General features: G+C 35.2%; 15 protein-coding genes. 7 read left to right on the forward strand and 8 right to left on the reverse strand.

All coding sequences use genetic code 11. The features are described from left to right. Window positions 1–13: 13 nt before the first annotated feature. From E0W68_RS12780 to E0W68_RS12815, 8 genes are all read right to left on the reverse strand, one after another. Complete coding sequence (locus E0W68_RS12780; RefSeq protein ID WP_135219830.1) at window positions 14–2,164, reverse strand: Ig-like domain-containing protein; 2,151 nt, start codon at window positions 2,162–2,164, stop codon at window positions 14–16. 2 nt (window positions 2,165–2,166) lie between these two features. Beyond that, window positions 2,167–2,694, reverse strand: a complete 528-nt coding sequence (locus tag E0W68_RS12785; RefSeq protein WP_135219831.1) for an ankyrin repeat domain-containing protein — start codon at window positions 2,692–2,694, stop codon at window positions 2,167–2,169. A 17-nt stretch (window positions 2,695–2,711) separates the two neighbouring features. Beyond that, on the reverse strand, window positions 2,712–3,263 hold the full coding sequence (locus E0W68_RS12790; RefSeq protein WP_135219832.1) for a YceI family protein: 552 nt from the start codon (window positions 3,261–3,263) through the stop codon (window positions 2,712–2,714). A gap of 13 nt (window positions 3,264–3,276) precedes the next feature. Then, window positions 3,277–3,642, reverse strand: coding sequence for a c-type cytochrome (locus tag E0W68_RS12795; RefSeq protein ID WP_225990364.1), 366 nt, complete (start codon window positions 3,640–3,642; stop codon window positions 3,277–3,279). 1 nt (window position 3,643) lies between these two features. After that, a complete protein-coding gene (locus E0W68_RS12800; RefSeq protein WP_135219833.1) occupies window positions 3,644–4,489 on the reverse strand; it encodes a DUF5777 family beta-barrel protein in 846 nt (281 codons plus the stop codon). Between the two features lie 12 nt (window positions 4,490–4,501). Next, on the reverse strand, window positions 4,502–4,888 hold the full coding sequence (locus E0W68_RS12805; protein ID WP_135219834.1) for an OB-fold protein: 387 nt from the start codon (window positions 4,886–4,888) through the stop codon (window positions 4,502–4,504). 191 nt (window positions 4,889–5,079) lie between these two features. Further along, complete coding sequence (rlmF, locus tag E0W68_RS12810) at window positions 5,080–6,042, reverse strand: 23S rRNA (adenine(1618)-N(6))-methyltransferase RlmF (RefSeq protein WP_135219835.1); 963 nt, start codon at window positions 6,040–6,042, stop codon at window positions 5,080–5,082. 53 nt (window positions 6,043–6,095) lie between these two features. Continuing rightward, a complete protein-coding gene (locus E0W68_RS12815) occupies window positions 6,096–6,662 on the reverse strand; it encodes a DUF4256 domain-containing protein (RefSeq protein ID WP_135219836.1) in 567 nt (188 codons plus the stop codon). Window positions 6,663–6,772: 110 nt separating this feature from the next. Here E0W68_RS12815 and E0W68_RS12820 point away from each other — a divergent pair, with 110 nt between their 5' ends. The 7 genes from E0W68_RS12820 to E0W68_RS12850 all read left to right on the forward strand — a co-directional run bounded on the left by E0W68_RS12820 (window position 6,773) and on the right by E0W68_RS12850 (window position 18,743). Then, on the forward strand, window positions 6,773–7,747 hold the full coding sequence (locus E0W68_RS12820; protein WP_135219837.1) for a protein rep: 975 nt from the start codon (window positions 6,773–6,775) through the stop codon (window positions 7,745–7,747). Window positions 7,748–8,278: 531 nt separating this feature from the next. Continuing rightward, window positions 8,279–8,734, forward strand: a complete 456-nt coding sequence (locus E0W68_RS12825) for a T9SS type A sorting domain-containing protein (protein WP_135219838.1) — start codon at window positions 8,279–8,281, stop codon at window positions 8,732–8,734. A 3-nt stretch (window positions 8,735–8,737) separates the two neighbouring features. After that, the gene (locus E0W68_RS12830) at window positions 8,738–15,394 is read left to right on the forward strand and encodes an RHS repeat-associated core domain-containing protein (protein ID WP_135219839.1); all 6,657 of its coding nucleotides are present in this window, start codon (window positions 8,738–8,740) and stop codon (window positions 15,392–15,394) included. A gap of 8 nt (window positions 15,395–15,402) precedes the next feature. Continuing rightward, the gene (locus E0W68_RS12835; protein ID WP_135219840.1) at window positions 15,403–15,837 is read left to right on the forward strand and encodes a hypothetical protein; all 435 of its coding nucleotides are present in this window, start codon (window positions 15,403–15,405) and stop codon (window positions 15,835–15,837) included. Between the two features lie 162 nt (window positions 15,838–15,999). Continuing rightward, entirely contained in the window at window positions 16,000–16,401 is a 402-nt protein-coding gene (locus E0W68_RS12840) for an Imm44 family immunity protein (protein WP_135219841.1), read from the forward strand. 130 nt (window positions 16,402–16,531) lie between these two features. After that, window positions 16,532–16,714, forward strand: a complete 183-nt coding sequence (locus tag E0W68_RS12845) for a hypothetical protein (protein WP_135219842.1) — start codon at window positions 16,532–16,534, stop codon at window positions 16,712–16,714. A gap of 112 nt (window positions 16,715–16,826) precedes the next feature. Beyond that, window positions 16,827–18,743 (forward strand): DNA methyltransferase, encoded by a 1,917-nt coding sequence (locus tag E0W68_RS12850; protein ID WP_135219843.1) that lies wholly within the window; start codon window positions 16,827–16,829, stop codon window positions 18,741–18,743. Window positions 18,744–18,745: the final 2 nt, after the last annotated feature.

Raw genomic sequence — 18,745 nt, forward strand, 5'->3', positions numbered from 1 at the left:
TAAAAAACTGTACTTATTTTTTTATAACTTTAAATGATGTCATTGCTCCGTTTGGTGCATATACCTGTACAAAATAAGTACCTGCTCCCAAAGATTCCATATTTACAATAACTTCATCGTTGTTGGCTTCCTGATTGATTACATTTTGCCCAAGCAGGTTCACTACAGCCACTTTTGCAACAGTAGTTTGCCCCGAAATAATTAGCACATCAGTAACCGGGTTAGGATAGAGTATAATATTGTTTTTAGTAATACCCTCTATACTCAATGCCTCATTTGCAGTAACCATAAACGGTTCGCTCTCACAACCGTCAACGGTTTGGGTTACATAATACTCTCCGCCATCAACAAGGGCTGTACTTGTTTCTATTTCAACAAGCTGCATACCGGCATTCATAATATACCAGGTAATTATTACACCACCTTCTACAGCAATTTCCAAATCTTCTACGGTTTCGCCCGGAGTAAATTCTTGTTCAGAATCTCCCACAGGAGCTGTAGGTATTGCATTAATGGTAATATTTACTTCCTCTCTTTCGCTTTCGCAGAAACCGTTGCTTTGTGATACATAATATATACCTGATGCTGTTATTGTCATATTAGCATCCAAAGGTGTTCCTCCTGTAGCCATATCATACCATACCGGTATAAGGAAACCTTGATTTCCAACAGTTGTAACCTCAACTGCGCCTAATATTACCTCTCCGCAAAATGCCTGATCTTCGGCAATAGGGTTACTAAGCGGGCCAATTGTTACCACTACTTCTGTTCTTCCGCTGGTGCATCCGTCCAGCATTTGCTCTACATAGTAGCTGCCCGAAGTCAACACTTCCGTATCGGCTAAGGCTGTACCTCCCGTAGGAACATCATACCAACTAAGCGTGGCCCCGACAGCGCCGTTTGCTATTAAATTGAGCACCGTAGCGCCTTCGCAAAATTCTTGTGCAGCATCGGCAACAGGGCTGGTAGTGTTAATAATAGTTACTGTAAAACTATCTTCCGCACTACAGTTTGGCGTAGTACCCGACTCTGCATAAATATAGATTAATTGGGTAGCGGTAACCACATCTCCCTCCATGAGCATAGTACCTGTTCCACCCGGACCGGTATAGTAGTTACCTACTGTAAGTGCAGGCAATTCATATTCGTTACATACGGACTGGTCATCCGGGGCAACTGCATTTGGAGTAGTGTTAATTGTTACGGTAAAGCTGTTTTGATCAGTACAGTTTGGTGTAGTACCTGTTTGTGTATAAATATAAATTAATTGTGTAGTGGTAATTATAGTACCTGCCGTTAGCATTGTGCCTGTGCCTCCTGTACCTGTATAGTAGTTATTACCTGCCGCCAATGCCGCAAGAGTATAACTGTCACAAGCGGTAACATCAGGTAGGTCTTGTGCTGTAGCAGTTGCAATGGCTATGGAAACAGATGTTCTTGTGCTCTCGCAAGCATCTACTGTTTGCGAAACATAATAGGTTCCTGTTGAAACAGGAGCCGAACTTGCCAGTGCCGTGCCGCCTGTTGGTGCGGTGTACCAGCTAAATGTTGCTCCGGTAGCTCCGGTAGCCACAAGGTTGGCAACAGTAGCGCTACCACAAAATGTTTGTGCCAAAGCTGTAGGCGCAGCGGGTGGTATGCAAGTAAAAGGTCTGTTAAGCTGATATCCTCTGTTCGGACCGTGATTTGCCAAAGCGTAAGATGCTGACTGTGAACGCGCATAAGCAAAATCGATATTGGCATTGCTGTACACAAATGTATGATCGTTTGCATCTCCTGTATTAAAAGCGCGTGTGGCAATAATGGTTCTTGTTGAGCCTGAAACCGTGTTGGAAGTTACTGTCCAGTTATTAACAGCATCGTTAGAGGGTGTGGCACCAACTCCGTTATGCACGGCATCTACCAGTGTAGTACCGTTATAATATACTAAGTCCTGCCCGGAAGCCATACCCCCGCCGCTCGTTCCCGGAAAAATACCGAATTGAAGGGCAAACCACCTGTCCGATGGTCCTGTAAGGGTTAAAGTTGCTGTTGTTGTGCTATTGTTAAGCACCAATTCGGCAGTCATCCCCGTAACGAGGTTAACGCTACCGGTAGTTTTTGACTGCGCCCACAAGCCCAGCGAAGCCAGCATAAAAAGAATAAAGAGTACTAATTTTTTCATAATCAATTTTTTAACAGGTTAATAACTTCTTGGTTTTTGGTGAAATCTGCATGATCTAAAGGAGTTCTGCCTTCTTTATCCTTATAGGTTTTACTCGCTTTATATTCTAATAATAATTTTATAAGCTCTGTATTTTCAAACTGAACGGCATATACCAGGGGCGTAACTCCCAAAGGGTCGGCAATATTAGGGTCTGCCTTATTTTCAAGCAGTACTTTTGCCATGTTTATATCGCCTTTTACGGCTGCTGCTGCCAGTGCCGTACCGTTGTCACTCTTATAATTAATGTCTTTTACGTGTTTTGCCAAATACTCCGCTACTTCGGTATTGCCACGATAGCATGCCAGTATAAGCGGTGTAAAGCCCATAGGGCTTACGCTGTTAATGATATTCTTGTCTTTCGCTTCAAGTTGCTTCATCTCGGCAACCGTGCCGTAACGAGCGGTATCAAAAACATCTTTGCCAGATTTCATTTGCGCATGGCAAACTGCGGATAGTAATAGGATGATGAGTAAGGTAATTTTTTTCATAATACTGTTTTTAGTGTTTATTCAGACAGCGACAAATGATAGGTTACTGCTACTGTTTCGGCTACTTTGTTGCGTACTACCTTTGGCACTTCAATATCAAAATCGGCAGGCTTTACATTAAATGCTCCTGTTATTGTTACCATATTTCCTGATTTTGATATCATAGCAATATCGGTAATTTGTTTCGTTTTTCCATGTAGGGTAAGTTCTCCTTTAATGGTGAATTTGTTTGGCGTTGCCGAAAGTTTTTTCACATCCAAATTTTCTATTTTACCTTTAAAGGTGGCTTTGGGATATTTATCGCTCTCCACATAATTTTCATTAAAATGCTCTTCCATAAGGGCTATTTTAAAGCGAAATCCTGTCATTAATGCCAGTACTGCAAAATCACCGGTTGAGGCATTTAATACTGCCGAAACTGATGTATGTTCTGCAGCTACTTCTTCAAAGGATGATACCGAGGCTTCAAATTTTACTGTTCCTGTGCGTGTACCGTATTTTTGCGCATAAAAAACAGTTGGTAAGAGCAAGAACACCAGCAAGATACAATTTATAACACTCTTTTTCATAGCATTTTATATTTTAATTTTCGGGTAGCCCATTGGCTGCCCATTCTACTATAAGGTCTATATTATTCATTGGCATACGCCCTGACTGCGGCATTAAACCTGTTTCTCCGTTTTGCCTTTGTATCCTGTCAAGTAAATCGGTATTTTCTACAGCATCTTTCACTTCCATATAGTTTGTAAGTGGTCGGAATGAGGATACTCCCCCCGCTCCATGACAACTGATACAATTATTATCTATAATCGATTTTATATGTGTATCATAGGTTATTTCAACATCTACTATTACATCTTCTTCCAAATCCTCGTAGGTGTTGCTTTCGCAACTGCATAGTGTGGCTACGATACTTACTGCCAGTATTATATTTTTTATTTTCATCATTCTAAAATACCCTGTATAAATTAAACCCAAAGAAAAAATCACCATCGCCCCAGTCGCCTGCTGCGTGGGTTATGTAACCACTCTCTGTCATGGACTGTGAGTTGGTAAAAATCAACTGAAACACGTGTCCTCCCGTTTCTATATCCAGCCCTACTGACAGGGGGTTTACATAAAAATCGGGTTTATCTGCGTTATATACATATTCTGCATTAAGCGATAACCTTTTTGTGAGCTTTACCCTGCCTCCTGCTCCTACCGAGAACTGGTTATCATTTTCAATAGCGGGGTCGTACAGGTTTTTGTGAATGAACGATGGAACTAACTGCAAGGAAACTTTATCTGATAATTTTCTTGATATTAATAACTGGCTTATATAGGCAAGCCTGTCATTAAATTCTATTTTAGGATAATCTTTTTCCTCTAAAAATGTATTTATATCTACTGTATTATATCCTACTATTTCCAGAGGGAAATTGTCGCCCTGCCTTGCCAGCCTGTACTTTATGCTTGTTTCATACATCTTTAGCATGGTATGTCTTGAGGCACTTACAGAGAGCCAGTCGGTAATACCATATACCCCTCCTATTTTTGTGGTTGCCATATCGAGCCCAAAAAACTCTGATATACCGTCTTTTACCGACCCAAATCGGTGCGATACTACAAAGTAAAATTCTTTTTTGGCAGGCATTTTTGTGGTTTGCAGGGTTACTATCTGCAAGCCCTTAAATACCGCTGTTACGTAATTTTCACTTACGGTTTGCGTAGAGTCCAGCTCTGCGAGCAGGTCATCCTGAGCACTAACTGTTATTGCCCCGAAAAGGCAAGCTGCCAGTATTAGTTTCTTCATATATTTATTTAATCAATTACTGGTACATTGGTCGAGTTTTACCTCGCTAAAAATTTCGTCATACCCAATGCAGCGTCCTTTTACAGTAACGGCATCGTTAACCTTAATTTGCTTATTAGTGCTGAATGAACAAAACACCGCCGAATCGATTGTTATGAGCGAGTCGGCAACATGCGTTACCATGCCTTGTACTGCTATGGTTTTATTAAGGTATTTAGCATCTGTAGCCTGACTATCTTTTTCATAATCAGACAGCAGTTGCTGTGCCGAAACGGTATAGGCTGCCTCTTCTTCTGCTATATTGCGTGCCTCCCTATATGCATAGTTGTGTATAAACAATAGCAGCCCTGCAACTATTATCAATACTATGGCTATACTTTTTACAATTCGTTTTTTCATTTGCCCTTTGTTATAATGAAGAAAGTATGCAAAACAGCTCACTAACTCATTTTAACAAAAGTAAATAAAAGACTGAATTACTGATAATAATAAGGATGAATGAAGGGTTTGAGTGAGAATTTGAATGGATAGATTGAGAATTTGAAAAAAGGAGAATTTAGCCTGCTTAAACTTGAGTTTATATTACAGTATTACTTTTTCCATTTGGTTTCTCTCCATTTTTTTTGCTCTTCTTTAGATAGAAACGTCCATGCTACAATGCGGGTAGATTTATTGCCCGTTCCCATCAGTATTGTTTTTACATCAAAAACCTCAAGGGCGTCTAATGCTTTATAAATACCTTTCAGGTTTGATTGTTTAGATACTAAGGTAGAGAACCAAAAACAGTTGGCAGCAAATTGTTTACTCTCCTGTATCATGGTATGGATAAACTGATGTTCGCCGCCATCATAAATGAGTTCGTTGCTGATACCCGCAAAGTTAAGTTCGGGTGTTTTTACTTTTTTTCCGGAAAGATTTTTAACTTTTCGCAGTGTTCCTTTTTGCGCCTCTTCGGCAGAGGCATGAAAAGGCGGATTGCACAGGGTTATATCTATTTTATCGTCTGCCTCTATTATCCCCTGAAAAATAGCTGCCGGATTTTTTTGTAATCGGCATTCTACCTTACCGCTAAGTTGTGCATTGGCATCAAGTATATTTTGTGCTGAAGCAATTGATTTTGGATTGATATCCGTTCCGATAAACTTCCAACTATATTCTGTAACGCCAAGTATAGGATAAATACAGTTAGCCCCCACCCCAACATCAAGGCATGTTATCTTATCTCCTGTGGGGATTCTGCCAAAGTTACTTTCGCCTAATAAATCAGCAGCATAATGGATATAGTCGGCTCTTCCGGGTATGGGTGGGCACAGGTTTTCATCAGGAAACTCCCAGTGCTTTACATCATAATAGTAATTAAGTAATGCTGTATTTAAAAGTTTTACAGCAACAGGACTTGAAAAGTCAACCGAATCAACCCCATATTTATTGGGTTTTACATGATTTCCTAATTCCGGTACAGCGGTTATTAACGCATTAAGATCATATCTTTCCCTATTTTTATTGCGGGGGTGCAGCCTATCTTTTTCTTCTTGCCTTTTTTCTGTTGCCATAATTGCAAAAATAGTTATAAAAGGCATATACCCTCTATAAAGTTATCATTGGTTTAAACCCGTAACGAACAACGGAATCCTCTGGCTGCGTAATAGGATTCTGCTCCGTTATGGTAAACAAACACGTGGTTGTAACGCCTGTCGGCAAAAATAGCTCCGCCGTGTTTTCGTATTTCGTCAGGAGTTTTTATCCAACTCGATGTTTTAGTGTCAAATTCGCCCAGCTTTTGCAGTGCTTTATATTCTTCTTCGGTTAAAAGCGCTGCTCCCATCTCCTGCGCTGCATCAACCGCATTGTTTTTAGGCTTATGTTGCTTTCTTGCTTCCAGCGCAGTATTGTCATAACAATAACTCCTCCTGCCTTTGGGGCTTTCTGCCACACAATCATAAAAAATATATTCTCCTGTTTTTGTATCGAAATCTACTACATCAGGCTCGCCCCCCGTTTCTTCCATCTCGTTAAGCGACCATAACTTTTCGGGACTGGTTTCGAGTTTTACAACTACATCTGCCCATTTCAAACCTTTATGCCTGTGCATGTTTTTCTCAAAACGGGTTTGTAATACTTTGAGTAATTCATCCTGTAAATCGGGAGAAAGATTTTTATTTTTAGTACTCATACTTTAGTAATTTGTATGGGCAATATAATAAAAAAGCTCCGGTTTTCACCGAAGCTTTTTAAAATACATTAGTACAAAAAGGGACAGCTAAAACGGGACAAAATGAAATTTTGGTCGCAGGAAAAGGCTCAGACCTCAACAATAATGAAGCATTACAGGGGAGAGCAAAGCGTAAAACAATAACCAATAGTATGATGCTAAACCTTATTGATGTAGCTAAACAAAAAGGTAATGATGAGCAGTTAAAAAGTTTGTGGAATACTTATCATTGTCAAAGTGATATAATAAGCACTAACGGACGCATTTACGGTCGGTATTGTAAAAACAGATTTTGTACGCTTTGCTGTAGTATCAGAAAAGCAGAAATTATAAATAAATATTTCCCAATTATAGAAAAGTGGGAAGAGCCTTATTTTGTAACACTTACCGTTAAAGCCTGCAAAGCTGAAAAATTAAAATTAATGGTTAGTAAAGTATTACAGGGCTTTCAGCTTATAAAAGACAAACATAAAAAAAGCTACCAAAGGGGTAAAGGTATTAAGCTAATAGGGGTAAAGTCGCTGGAATGTAATTTTAACCCCACTAAAAAAACATATAATCCTCATTTACATTTGATAGTAGCTAATAAAGAGATAGCTGAAATATTGATAAAAGATTGGCTGGAGTTATGGAATAGAAAAGGAAAGTTATTCGCCAGTAGAAAAGCTCAGGATATGAAAAAAATATTTAATGCTGAAACCGGATTGATTGAGATTATAAAATATGGTACTAAAATATTTACCGAACCTGATATAAAGAAAAAAGGCGAAAACAGCTCCTATCAAATATATGTAGCAGCGTTGGATGTTATACTTAGAGCGATGAAAGGCAAACGCATTTTTGAACGCTTTGGATTTAATTCTGAAAAGAAGTCAGTTATTGAGATAGCCGAACCTCAACCCGTTACCGATTACAAACAATGGGAGTTTAACCCTAAACTATCCGATTGGAAAAATACGGATACTGATGAGGTATTAACGGGCTATAAACCCAAACACCAGCTTACCGCTATACTGTCAAATTGTATAGATCTCGATTCTAAATAAAATTTATAAATTAACTTTTCTTTTTTTGATTTTTCAATCTGCTTTTAGTGTTTTTAATCCTGTTACGATATATTTTGTTCATAATTTTTGTCTTTTATTTAGAGTTTTCCCAGTCTAACTCGTTTACTTGCCATAATATTTTATGTGGTGGTTTAAACTTTTTTGATTTAAGCAGGAATAGGGTTTTTATTTCATATTTTATTTTTTTATATTATATAAATAGATTAATAAAGAAAAGAAACAGATTAAGTATGGGATTGAAATAACTATTATTATAGCCAATTATAAAAATTTTAACTAAGTTCATTATGTTCTTTTTTGCAATACATAAACTAACATCTGTTTATTGGTATTTTCTCTGATAAAAAAACTAAGAATTTTTTGAACTTTACCTCTAAAGTTAATCTATAAATATATTTAATATTTCTTTCTGTTTAATTGATAAAATTTTAATGATTTCTAAATATCGATTACGGGAAAACCGTAATCGATATTTAGATGACTATTTTATTTTTACCAAAATTTTAACAAATGAAAAAACTCTTCTCTTTTATGGTAATATTATTACCTCTTTATTTTCATGCACAAACACAATATGATGTACTTGTGTTTGATTATGATATCGCCGGCAATCAAATTACACGTGAGTTGATTTGCATAAGTTGTGACAATCCGTTAAGACCAGCCCATGAACATGCTGAGGAAGAGTCTATAGCGTTGACGCAGAGTAGCGAGTATGAGCAATTATCATATTATCCAAATCCAGTACTTGAACAACTTTATATAAAATGGGTAAATAATCATGAAATATATGTTACAACTATTGAAGTTTATTCAATTAGGGGTCAAAAAGTGAAACGTATTGAAAATTTAAAGGGGGCCGATAACCATACTATAGATTTTGGAAGTTTTGCTCAGGGTATATATACAGTTTTGTTGATGTACAATAATAATACTGTTGAAGATTTAAAAGTCATCAAAAAATAAACAATGAAAAAATATATTTACATATCCTTATTTTTAATTTCATCCCTTTACTTAAGTGGTCAAAATATAGGTGTTTCAGAGCAAGGTGTAACAGTATTACATTACTCTGAGCCTGAATCCTCTCCTGCTTCAGAAGAAAATTATACAGCATTATCTACAACTACGGCGGGTACACCAACAGGTAACTCTCCGGAAGTGGGCATTACAGGAGGAACATTGTCAGTTTCTCTTTCGGGTTCAGCAACATATAATATCCCATTCGCTTTGCCTCCTGGAATAAATGGAGTAGTTCCGGAAATAGGATTAAGCTACAATAGTAATTCCGGAAATGGATATGCCGGCTATGGATGGAATGTTTCGGGATTATCAAGTATTACCAGAATACCTGCAACAATTTATCATGATAATATTATAGATGGTGTTGATTACAACTCATTAGACAGGTTTGCATTAGACGGACAGCGGCTAATATTGAAAAGTGGAACTTATGGTGCAGCTGATTCTGTTTATGAAACAGAAAATTTTAGTAATATAAAAATTACTGCTATTGGGACGACATTCCTCTCTAGTCCAGCTTATTTTAAAGTAGAATATCCTGATGGTTCATTTGCTCTTTATGGTAATGGAACAAATGGATATGCGAGAAACGAGTGGGCGATTACATCTTGGCAAAATACGCAAGGCTTAACTATAACATACGGATATATGAAAGACTATGGTCAAAATTCTATAAGAATAGCCTTTATTCGTTATGGTCCAATCGCTGATGAGGAAGATTCTTTAAATGAAATTAATTTTAGATATGAAGAGCGTGACAGATCTGAAAATGGCTATGTCGGGGATCATTTGTATGAAATTGATAATATTTTAAAGGAAGTTAGAATAGAAGGAGGTAATGTGCCTTATAGAAATTACTACTTAGCATATGACACAACGACACTTGGTTACCAACGGCTTACTAGTATAACCGAGAAAAGTGGGGATAATACGAAAAGTTATAATCCTACAGTATTTACGTATTCTAACACTTCAAATTCTATCCAATATAGTTCTAATACTTCGGCAAATATAGGACATGACATTGCTGTTACTAATAGTATAGCACAAGCATCCGATTTTAATGGCGATGGTGAAATGGATTTTCTTTTATACGCAACAAGTGGTACTTTAAATAAAAATATATATTGGATTTATAGCAATATAAACTCTCCAAGCGGAGCAAATCTTGTAGAACACGCTGTAGGTAATTTTGAAGCTATCCTTCCTGTAAATCTATTATATGAGGATGATAATAACGAATTTTTACTTGAAAAATCTGGTTGGACAGTCATAAAAAAATTAAGTAGCAGTTATCAGTTCACATCCAGAGCCATGGGAGGATCATTTTCAATTAATATTTTGGATGACTTCTCTATCAGTAATACAGACTTGGGAGGAACAAATAATAAAAATTTTTATAGTGGTGATTTTAATGGTGATGGATTGACAGATATTTTTTGTATTCCACAAGCATCTACTGCAACTTATTTTATTAATCTTGACAGAAGATTAGCGATACACGAAAATTATTCAGGGAGTTTAATAGAATCTATAGGGAATAATGATAAAGTTCTAATATCTGACTTTAATGGAGACGGAAAATCTGATATATTACATTTTAAAAGTCATAAATTATATGTTTACACCCTTAATTCACAAGATGTACTTGTAAATCTCGTTCAGATTACAAATGATTCATCAATTATTGTAAATGATGCAACCCAAATAATGCTCGGAGATTATAATGGAGATGGAAAAGCTGATTTTATTATTCCTAAAGGGTCAGGATATACAGAGTATAGAAAATATACTTCTACGGGTACTAGTTACCTTAAGACAATAGAAGAATTTCCTTCATTCTATTATGCACCGGGGAACGAATTAAATTCTCGTCATTACATACCTACAGATTATAATAATGATGGAAAATCGGATCTTCTTGAAATAAGTGCCAGTGGAGCTTTAGGAAGTGCAGGCCAAGTTGTTGTAAAATGTTTTATCAACAAAGATGGTAATTTTAGTGGTACCGCAGGTAATTATATTACATATAATACAGGGAGTCAATCAGGATTAGACTCTTTCGCAATGCCGATTTTTTTAACCAGTGATAAATACAATCCTGGTAAAGAAATAGCTGTAGTTAGGGGTAATAAGCTAATGTATTTTAAGTCTTTAAAAGATTTTAACTCTGAAAAACTTTTAAGGAGTATAACCACAGGAAACGGTGTTACAGAATCAATAACCTACACCTCACTAGGAGCTTGCCCCAGTTGTATGGATTATTCTATAGATACCGAAAATAAAGTAGCTTTTCCTAATTACGATATCATAGCCAACCCATCTCAAAATATAGTTACCAAATTAGAAAGAGAAAGTTCTCAAGGTACTCAAAAACAAATTTATAGATATCTTGGTGCTGTTTCGAATCTTGAGGGACAGGGTTTTCTCGGTTTTAAATCGATATTAAAAACAAATTGGCATCAAGATAATTCTGAAGTTATATCAAATGTAACAAAATTTGATGTATTAAATCATGGTGTTGTAATCGAACAAATAACCGTTGCCGGTTGGGCGTCTTTATATACGAGTTATGCACCTCCTACATTTATTAGTAAGTCTTCTTTTTCGAATGATAATACATTAACAGCCAGTAAAGTTTTTAATAGTAATTTAGTTTACAGTACCGTTCATGATGGACTTAATAATACCTCAAAAATATCGGCATACATATATGATTCTTATAATAATGTATTGACTTTGGGTTATGTTTTAAAAAAAGGAGCTCAAACTCAAAAAACAGGAGGCTATTTTTATGAGTATTTTAATGACCCTTTAGGCTCGACGTATTATATCGGTAGATTGAAAAAACTAAATACGACGGAAACACAAGATGAAGTCACACTCACAACAGAAAGTCAATATTCCTATACGGATAACTTATTAACACAAAAAAAAGTAAAAGGTCATGAAACAGGCTTTATTACAGAGGATTTCGAATATGATGATTATGGAAATTTAATACAGAAAACGTTGTCTGCATCCGGATTACCTAATAGAACCACTAGCTTTGAATATGATGTAGATGGTAGGTTTATGATAGAATCAACAGATGTTCAAGGTCTTTCAACATCATATACTTATGATAATAGTACTGGTCTAGTTTCTACAATTACAGACCCATATAACAATGTAACACAGTTTTTATATGATGAATGGGGGAAGAATACTAGGATTGTAGATTATTTAGATAAAAGTACCTTAATCATTTACAACGCACTTCCTTCAGGAATGTCAGAAATTAAAATTACTAATGACGATGGCAGTTCGAGTTATTCAATGTTTGATGATTTGGGTAGAAATTTTATAACAGGTAATAAAAATATTGACGATACTTGGTCATATACAAAAACTGAATATGATTACTTAAATAGACCTGTTAGTATTAGTGAGCCATATAGCGATATTAGCTCTTCTCCTTCACAGTTTTCTACTATTGATTATGATTTATATGGAAGAGTTATTGAAAGTGTAAGTTATACTGGTAAAGTAACCAATATTTCTTATTCTCCATTAACTACAACAATAGATGATGGAATACAAACATCTGTAGTTGTAAAAAATGCCGCGGGAAATATAATTTCCAAAACTGACGAAGGAGGAACAATTAATTATTTTTATTATCCGGATGGTAACTTAAAGCAAACTAACTATGATGAGGTTATAATCTCAATACTACAGGATGGCTGGGGAAGAAGAAAAAAGCTTACAGATCCATCCGCAGGAGTTTATGAATATGAATACGATAATTATGGACAGTTAAAAAAATATACAAACCCAAAAGGGTATTCAGAATATACTTACGACAGTACAGGTAAAATAAATTATAAACTTGATGTTGAGGGTAATTATTACGCAAGTGTGGATTATTATTATGATCCTACTACAAAATTGTTGACAGGTGAAGAATGGTATGATTCAGAAGGTGAAGGACATGGTATGTTCTACACATACGATGAAAAAATGAGGATTAATTATGCCGAAGAAACTGCAACCTATGCAAATTTTCAACATACATATACTTACGATGAATTCGGAAGAATTGAAAAGGAAACTATATATGCAGATAATGATGCCAGTCAATCGGCAACTAAAGTAGTTAGGAATACATATAAAAACGGTTATAATTGGCAAATATTAGATGATGTCTCTAACCAGTTATTGTGGCAAAACTCCACTGTTAATGAACGAGGGCAGCTTACCAAAGGTAAATACGGTAATAATATTGAAGTTACAAATACCTATGACAGCTATGGATTTTTGGCAGAAACAAAACATGGAGATATAATGCTTTTAACAACTGTATTTGATGCTCAAAGAGGAAACCTTACTAGTCGTACTAATAGCATGTTTAACTGGGATGAAAGCTTTGATTATGATAATCTTGACAGGCTCATCAAATATACAAATGCAAGGGGAGAGCAGGAAATACAAAGTTATGATAATAAAGGTAGGATTACAGAGAATATACTTGGCGAATATACTTACGATCAAACAAAAGTATATCAGCAAAGCACCGTAGAAATTACAGATGCAGCAATTAGCTATTATGTAAATAAAGTAGGAATCTTTAGCCGAAGTATGGAAAATAAGGACGGTTGGAATATTACAAACCCTTCTGACACATCTTATGATACATCTAAAGCAAGAACAGGAGATTATTCTCTAAAATTAAGTGCAAGTAGCAGTCAATCTGTAAACACAGATACCGGGGTAAAAATTATCAATCCTACTACAACACAATATACTGTTTCTGGCTGGTTTTATAGTGAAGGTCCTTCGGTTAGATTATATTTAGTGATGCAGACAGAAGCCCAAATGGCAAATGGCACTTCAACTATAAGCTATGTTACTGATGCTACTACAGCAGGATGGAAATACATACAAAAAATAGTAAGCGTGCCATCATCTGTAAGGTTTTTAAGTACCAGAGTATACAAATCAGGGGCAGGAAACGCATGGTTTGATGATGTGAGAATAGTAAAAACTGCTGATGCTACTGAAAGCAGGGAGTTAAATATAGAATATAATATGTACAAATCTCCGGTTGAAATTTATGAAACCGGAGTAGATAGGATTTCGTTTAGTTACAATTGCCAAAATAGCAGGTCGGCTATGTTTTACGGCAGTACCAATAGCGATAAACTAGCAAGACCATATAGAAAATTTTATTCACTATATGGAGATATTGAGATAAAGCATAGCGTAGTTGATAATGTTTTTGAATTTATTTTTTATATAGGAGGCGACGGATATTCGGCTCCTGTTATATTTAAGAAGAAAAATACTGCCGAAGAATACTTATATTTACACAGGGACTATTTAGGCAGTATTGTAGCAATATCTAACCAGGCAGGGAATATTGTAGAGAAAAGACTTTTTGATGCTTGGGGAAATTTATTGAAAGTTCAGGATGGCTTAGGGAAATCATTACCGGGCTTAGTTGCTTTAGACCGTGGATATACAGGGCATGAGCATTTGCAGAGTATAAATATTATACACATGAACGGAAGGCTTTATGACCCTGTTACCCATCGATTTTTACAGCCGGATAATTATATACAAGACCCATCTAACTCGCAAAATTATAACAGGTATGGCTACGCACTAAATAACCCGTTACGCTATGTAGATTATAATGGAGAACAATCAAGTGATATTTATGTTACTCCATCATATAATGTGCCTAATGATTATAGTAATGTTGAGCGTGAAGGTACTGGTAATGGGCTAATAGATGCTATTATAGCTGGTATATCTTACACAGTCGATAATTGGGATGATTGGAAGATAAAAGATTGGTTTAATGACAATTTTAGCAATGGAGTTAAAGATGCAGGTACTTGGGTAGGCAATCAGGTAAGATCTGGAAAAGGGTGGGTAAATACAAACTTAAGATCTATACGCAATGATATAGGTTTAGGAAGAAATGAATACTCCATGGTACATAGCCAATATTCTGGGCATAGTGAAGGAGCATGGCAAGGAAGTAGTTTTAGGGAGTATGGTAATAATGCTCTTGCATTTGCTGCTGGATTCGTAAATTCATTTGGTTCAAATCAATTTCTGGGAGTAGGAAGGTACAACCATCCTGAAAGCTTTGGCAGATATGAATTAGCATTCAGGTTTGGAGCTTTAGCAGGAGATATCTTATCAATGGTTTCAGGGACTCAAGAAATGGCAGCTGGAGGGAAAATGATGGCTCTAGGTTTATTAGCTACCGTAGAGACGGGACCTATTGGCATTAGTATAGCTGTAGGGGGAGGTGCTGTAATGCTTCATGGTGGAGCAGTAGCGTTTACTGGTGCTTCAAATACTATTGGGAGTCTTAGGGGAATCATAGATTACATGGCAAAACCTAAAAATAATCCTTATGGTAATGGTAATGGCCGACCTAGGATGGGGAATAATAGGGCTAAAAATGAAGAAGTTAATAGTTTATCAAGAGAATATAAATTATCAGATAGCGAACAACGAGAACTTCATGATTACATAACAGGTCAAGGCTATTCAAGAAGTGAGATTGAAGAAATTATAAGAACAGGGGAATACAAAATGAGATAAAAGAAAATATGATAGATATTAGAAAAATTTTATTAGGGACAGAGGTTACTAAAGTTACAGCTGGCGGGAGTAATGGTTCAATTATTTTATTAGACTTTAAGAATGATTCAAATGAAGAGTTTGTTTTGTTTTTATATTGTACATGGCGTATTACTCATGCTAATAATGTTATAGGTACAGCTGCTTCAGATATTAATGATGATACAATTCTTTCCGAAATAAAGAATCTTAAAGATAAGTATGTAATTGATGTAACGGTAAATAAATTCAATGATATTTCATTATACCTTTCTGACGATTACCAGTTAGATGTGTTTTGTGACAATGTGTCTAATCCTGATATGGACTATCCATTAGATAATTGGAAAATGTGTGACATAAATGAGAATAAATCATACGTTTTTAATAGTGAATTTAAATTTACAACTAACCCCTACAGATAATAAATAAGGTTAAAACAGGAATAAACTAAAAGTAATAAAGTAGTACCAATAATTTATTAAAATATTACATTACAAATTATTTATAATATAAAATGTCTCATATACTTGAGGCATTTTTTTCTCATACTATTATATATTATATAAAAAATCAAGAAATAGAATATGAAAATAAGTATAGGACCACAGTTTTCGAGAGAATTTCAATTTGATGATACAGAGTTTATACGAAAATTGGGGAGAGACTTAACAGAGCATTTTAAGGATAAAAGCTATGGCGTTAGTCTCAGTGAAATATATATAGTCATTATATGTGTTTCTTCTGGATTTGATGAGTTTTTTCAACCCAGACCTTTTAAGTATAAAAAAACTAAAGCTTGTTTAGAATACGAAGTTAAATTAGACTTTAATAGCTTCTATAACTCATCTCAAGATGCTAGGAAAGAAATCGTAAAAGAAATAATTTTAGAGTCTATATCAGAAAAATTGTACAATGTTAAATTTTCTGATTTTAATATTGATTTATTTTCTGATGAATTAAAAAAATTTATGAGCCATTATTTCTAATAACGAAAAGTAATAAGATATTTGACGCATTTAAACATTGGGTTTTATATCCAATAAATATGATGCTTAAGTGAGGATGTTATACTTAATGCGATGAAGGGCAAACGCCTTTTTGAACGCTTTGGCTTTAATGCTGAAAAAAAAGGAAAAAGTAACCCCAATAGTACCCCAACCCGTTACCGATTATAAACAATGGGAATTTAACCCCAAACTATCCGATTGGAAAAATACGGATACTGATGAGGTATTAACGGGCTATAAACCCAAACACCAACTTACGGCTATACTGTCAAATTGTATAGATACCACCTAACAGTAAAGAGATTATATTATAAATAGCTTAATAGTATTATTAATAGTAAAATCATCAATACAGTTTATTATATTTGGTACACCTTTTTTGTAACCAATTATAAACTTACCCAATGCAAAACCTGCAAAACGAACTTATAGCCCTTTTAAAAGATGAAGACAACTTAGTAATTGACGGGCAGCTAAATAAAAATAAAATTGTAGAGGCAGCCTTAAAAGTAGCACCTCAGCTACTAAAAATACTTATAGGTAACGAAACTTTTAAAAAACACTTCTTTCAGGATGTGGAGGGCGTTTTAGTATTCGATAAAATAGCGTTTCAGCGTTTTGTAAATAACAAATCGTTCCTGCCGGACAGCTATACCGCATTTAAAAATAAAATAGGGCTTACTATTAACGATGGCAGTACCGATAATTATATAAGCACCCGTAACGATGTTACACTGGTATGGGCGCATAAAGACTGTATATTAGAAGGAGGGCAAACTAAAGAAGACCAAAAGCGTAACGAAATATTTTGGAATGAAACCCTTGCCCCTGATGCTGTAGATAGGCTACTATCGCCCAAAGCCTTTACCAACTTTAAAAAATATGACAAAGAAGGCGAACATACCGTTACCGAAATAACCGGAGATGAAAACCTTATCTTAAAAGGCAATAACCTCCTATGCCTTGCCTCGTTACTAAAAACGCATAGAAGTAAAATTAAATTGATATATATTGACCCTCCTTATAATACAGGTTCAGATAGCTTTCAGTACAATGATAATTTTAATCATTCCACATGGCTAACTTTTATGAAAAATAGGTTAGAAATAGCAATGGATTTACTCACAAGTCAAGGGGTATTATTTGTTCAATGCGATGATAATGAACAAGCATATTTAAAAGTTTTAATAGATGAAGTATTGGGTAAAGATAACTTTGTAGATACATTTGTTTGGAAAAATACTGACAATGCTCCAGCACTGTCTAAAAAGTCAAGAAAGAATATTGAATTCATCCATTGTTATGAAAAAAATATTAATAAATCTATTGGCTATATAGGTAGGCAAAGCGATAATGATGATGCGCCATTGATAAATAGTGGTAATCCAGTTACAACTTTGAGTTTCTTGCCCAGCATAATTAAATTTAATCTAAGTGATGGAATTTATAAAAAAGGAAAATTTGATAAAGTTGAATTGTTAGATGATTTAGAAATTAAAAACGGAGTAAATCTAAATACTATAAGATTATCCGGCAAATTCAAATGGGGGCAAAGTTTTTTAAATGAGGAAGTTGAAAATGGTACTTATTTTCTAATAAAGACAGAGAAATTTTCTATCAGATATAAAAGAGAAATTGCTTCAAATATAGCACCCGATAAGTTCATAGACGATAAGTATTTATCAAAAGCTATTGGAGTGGAAACAAATGAAGACTCGAAAAAACATATTGATGCTCTAAATCTTAACTTTAATTCTTTTCCTAAACCTGAAACCCTTATTGCCTTTCTAATTAATTCAGTAACTAAAGAAGATGACTTTGTAATGGATTTTCATGTTGGTAGTGGCACTACTGCTGCCGTTGCTCATAAAATGAATAGAAAATATATAGGCATTGAACAAATGGATTATATAAACACAGTTACAGTAGAACGATTAAAAAAGGTTATAGCAGGCGAACAGGGAGGTATTAGTAAGGCGGTTAATTGGCAAGGCGATGGCTCTTTTGTATATGCCGAATTAATGCAATATAACCAACGCTATATTGATGCTATACAGGATGCTGAAACCAAAGAGCACCTTATAAGCATTTGGCACGAAATGGAGGATAGCGCATTCCTGTCTTACCAGTTTGACAGGAAAGCCTTTAATGAGCGTTTAGCCGCTTTTACAACTGCCCCTATCGAGCAGATGAAACAGTATTTAGTTGAGGTACTGGATAAAAACCAGTTGTATGTAAACTATTCCGAAATGGAAGATGAAACCTACAACGTAAGTGCAGCCGATATTGAAACAAACAAACAATTTTACGCTAAAAGATAGTT

The sequence above is a fragment of the Flavobacterium salilacus subsp. salilacus genome (assembly GCF_004634195.1).
GTDB classification, from domain to species: Bacteria; Bacteroidota; Bacteroidia; order Flavobacteriales; family Flavobacteriaceae; genus Flavobacterium; species Flavobacterium salilacus.

What these genes read in the sequence shown, in the direction of transcription:
- E0W68_RS12850 (WP_135219843.1), top strand. Translation starts at nt 16,827, where the DNA reads ATGCAAAACCTGCAAAACGAACTTATAGCCCTTTTAAAAGATGAAGAC.
- E0W68_RS12840 (WP_135219841.1), top strand. Translation starts at nt 16,000, where the DNA reads ATGAAAATAAGTATAGGACCACAGTTTTCGAGAGAATTTCAATTTGAT.
- E0W68_RS12785 (WP_135219831.1), bottom strand. Translation starts at nt 2,694, where the DNA reads ATGAAAAAAATTACCTTACTCATCATCCTATTACTATCCGCAGTTTGC.
- E0W68_RS12800 (WP_135219833.1), bottom strand. Translation starts at nt 4,489, where the DNA reads ATGAAGAAACTAATACTGGCAGCTTGCCTTTTCGGGGCAATAACAGTT.
- E0W68_RS12830 (WP_135219839.1), top strand. Translation starts at nt 8,738, where the DNA reads ATGAAAAAATATATTTACATATCCTTATTTTTAATTTCATCCCTTTAC.
- E0W68_RS12795 (WP_225990364.1), bottom strand. Translation starts at nt 3,642, where the DNA reads ATGATGAAAATAAAAAATATAATACTGGCAGTAAGTATCGTAGCCACA.
- E0W68_RS12790 (WP_135219832.1), bottom strand. Translation starts at nt 3,263, where the DNA reads ATGAAAAAGAGTGTTATAAATTGTATCTTGCTGGTGTTCTTGCTCTTA.
- E0W68_RS12815 (WP_135219836.1), bottom strand. Translation starts at nt 6,662, where the DNA reads ATGAGTACTAAAAATAAAAATCTTTCTCCCGATTTACAGGATGAATTA.
- E0W68_RS12780 (WP_135219830.1), bottom strand. Translation starts at nt 2,164, where the DNA reads ATGAAAAAATTAGTACTCTTTATTCTTTTTATGCTGGCTTCGCTGGGC.
- E0W68_RS12805 (WP_135219834.1), bottom strand. Translation starts at nt 4,888, where the DNA reads ATGAAAAAACGAATTGTAAAAAGTATAGCCATAGTATTGATAATAGTT.
- E0W68_RS12835 (WP_135219840.1), top strand. Translation starts at nt 15,403, where the DNA reads ATGATAGATATTAGAAAAATTTTATTAGGGACAGAGGTTACTAAAGTT.
- E0W68_RS12825 (WP_135219838.1), top strand. Translation starts at nt 8,279, where the DNA reads ATGAAAAAACTCTTCTCTTTTATGGTAATATTATTACCTCTTTATTTT.
- E0W68_RS12845 (WP_135219842.1), top strand. Translation starts at nt 16,532, where the DNA reads ATGCTGAAAAAAAAGGAAAAAGTAACCCCAATAGTACCCCAACCCGTT.
- rlmF (WP_135219835.1), bottom strand. Translation starts at nt 6,042, where the DNA reads ATGGCAACAGAAAAAAGGCAAGAAGAAAAAGATAGGCTGCACCCCCGC.